This is a genomic window from Streptococcus sp. HMSC070B10 (genome assembly GCF_001808665.1).
GTDB lineage: Bacteria > Bacillota > Bacilli > Lactobacillales > Streptococcaceae > Streptococcus.
The window spans coordinates 1-912 of sequence record NZ_KV794215.1; the positions used below are offsets into that span (position 1 = coordinate 1).

General features: G+C 47.5%; 8 tRNA genes. All 8 read left to right on the forward strand.

The features are described 5' to 3' along the window. Positions 1 to 35: 35 nt before the first annotated feature. The 8 genes from HMPREF2613_RS09305 to HMPREF2613_RS09340 all read left to right on the forward strand — a co-directional run bounded on the left by HMPREF2613_RS09305 (position 36) and on the right by HMPREF2613_RS09340 (position 743). Positions 36 to 108: transfer RNA gene (locus HMPREF2613_RS09305), tRNA-Asp, on the forward strand. A gap of 23 nt (positions 109 to 131) precedes the next feature. After that, positions 132 to 204: transfer RNA gene (locus HMPREF2613_RS09310), tRNA-Lys, on the forward strand. A gap of 5 nt (positions 205 to 209) precedes the next feature. Beyond that, positions 210 to 291, forward strand: a tRNA-Leu gene (locus HMPREF2613_RS09315). Positions 292 to 309: 18 nt separating this feature from the next. Continuing rightward, a tRNA-Thr gene (locus HMPREF2613_RS09320) sits at positions 310 to 382 on the forward strand. A gap of 22 nt (positions 383 to 404) precedes the next feature. After that, positions 405 to 476 (forward strand) — tRNA-Gly (locus tag HMPREF2613_RS09325). Positions 477 to 483: 7 nt separating this feature from the next. Further along, positions 484 to 569 (forward strand) — tRNA-Leu (locus HMPREF2613_RS09330). 11 nt (positions 570 to 580) lie between these two features. After that, positions 581 to 654 (forward strand) — tRNA-Arg (locus HMPREF2613_RS09335). A 15-nt stretch (positions 655 to 669) separates the two neighbouring features. Next, positions 670 to 743: transfer RNA gene (locus tag HMPREF2613_RS09340), tRNA-Pro, on the forward strand. Positions 744 to 912 lie beyond the last annotated feature (169 nt).

Below are 912 nucleotides of genomic sequence, written 5' to 3' on the forward strand. Positions count from 1 at the left end.
AGAGGGTCAGCGGTTCGATCCCGTTAACTCCCATAGGTCCCGTAGTGTAGCGGTTATCACGTCGCCCTGTCACGGCGAAGATCGCGGGTTCGATTCCCGTCGGGACCGTTAGAATAACGTAAGTTATTTTAGACTCGTTAGCTCAGTTGGTAGAGCAATTGACTTTTAATCAATGGGTCACTGGTTCGAGCCCAGTACGGGTCATATATGCGGGTTTGGCGGAATTGGCAGACGCACCAGATTTAGGATCTGGCGCTTAACGGCGTGGGGGTTCAAGTCCCTTAACCCGCATTAAGATATAATAAACGAGCCGGCTTAGCTCAGTTGGTAGAGCATCTGATTTGTAATCAGAGGGTCGCGTGTTCAAGTCATGTAGCCGGCATTTTTAGATAGAAGAAAACAGTGCGAACGTAGTTCAGTGGTAGAACACCACCTTGCCAAGGTGGGGGTCGCGGGTTCGAATCCCGTCGTTCGCTTAGAGAGGCCGGGGTGGCGGAACTGGCAGACGCACAGGACTTAAAATCCTGCGATTGGTAACGATCGTACCGGTTCGATTCCGGTCCTCGGCATAATATAATGAGCACCCTTAGCTCAACTGGATAGAGTACCTGACTACGAATCAGGCGGTTAGAGGTTCGACTCCTCTAGGGTGCATTTTTCTATTTAACTCGGGAAGTAGCTCAGCTTGGTAGAGTACTTGGTTTGGGACCAAGGTGTCGCAGGTTCGAATCCTGTCTTCCCGATTCATTACAGAGATACGTAAGCGTATCTTTTTTGCTTAACTAGATATTATATACATAAAGAGAGAATCAGTTTGCTTCTCTCTTTTTTAATTGGCTCCTTGTCAACTGTAGTGGGTTGAAGAAAAGCTAAGATCTAGAAAGGACAAATTTCGTCCTTTCTTTTTTGATG